The 1057-nt window shown below is 66.3% G+C and carries 1 protein-coding gene; it reads right to left on the reverse strand.

What is annotated here, in order from left to right; genetic code table 11:
* Positions 1-16: 16 nt before the first annotated feature.
* Positions 17-963, reverse strand: a protein-coding gene (locus CH341_RS31470; RefSeq protein ID WP_111423657.1) for an IS630 family transposase whose coding sequence is annotated in 2 segments (ribosomal slippage) — positions 17-615 and positions 615-963 — 948 coding nt in all. Because the reading frame shifts where the segments join, the coding sequence is not laid out codon by codon here.
* Positions 964-1057: the final 94 nt, after the last annotated feature.

The following is a 1057-nucleotide window of genomic DNA, read 5'->3' on the forward strand; positions in this document are numbered from 1 at the left end:
CTAGAGCGGAATCCGATCATGCTGCATCGTATCCCGCGTTGGCGAAATAGTTTGCGCATTCTCCGGGTGTGAAGGTGCGGACGAGGCCGCCGATCGCGGCCCAGAGGCCGTCTACGGTTCGCTCGGCGGCTTTGCGCAGATTGGCCTTCAGCTTGGAGAAGGCGTTTTCGATCGGATTGAAGTCGGGGCTGTAGGGCGGCAGGTAGAGAAGGCTCGCGCCCGCCGCCTCGATCATCGCGCGGACTGCGGGGCCCTTGTGGCTCGAGAGATTGTCCATGATGACGACGTCGCCGGGCCTGAGCGCGGGAACCAGAACGCACGCGACATAGGTCTCGAAGGCATCGCGGTTGATCGCGCCGTCGAGGACGAACGGGGCGATCATGCCTCGGCAGGTGAGCCCGGCCACGAACGTGGTCGTCTTCCAGTGTCCGTGCGGAATGCCGACCCGCAGGCGCTCGCCTCGCGGCGCCCGGCCGTAGCGTCGGGCCATGTTGGTGGAGGCCCACGTCTCGTCGATGAACACCAGCCGTTCGGGGTCGAGGTCGAGCTGGCCGTCGAACCAGGCCTGCCGGCGCCTCACGATGTCGGGACGATCCTGCTCGCTGGCATGCCCGGTCTTTTTTTACGCGTGATCCGGTGACGCTCGAAGAACCGTTGGATCGTGCCGAAGCCGAACGTGTGCCCCTGGCCCGCGAGGGTCCGGCGGAGTTCCTCGATGGTGATGTCCGGCGTATCGGCGATCACGCCCAGGATCAGGTCCTTGCAGGCCTCGATCCGGCCGGACCGGCGATCGCCACCGAGCGCCTTCGGCCGGGCGTCCCCCTGGACCTCGGCCCGCCGTCGCCACCGGCTGACGCTCGCCGCGCTGACCCCGAACCGCTCACCGGCTTGCCGGTGCGACATCCCTTCGGCCACCGCCTTCAGAACCCGCGTCCGCAGATCGAGAGAAAGGGCTCGCGACATGCCTGCCGGCCTCCGTTCTCCGGCAGACAGCTTGAATCATCTTCGAACCGATTTGGGAATCCATCGCGATTCACTCAGATCGGGAACCGCTCTA

This window comes from Rhodoplanes roseus (assembly GCF_003258865.1).
GTDB classification, from domain to species: domain Bacteria; phylum Pseudomonadota; class Alphaproteobacteria; order Rhizobiales; family Xanthobacteraceae; genus Rhodoplanes; species Rhodoplanes roseus.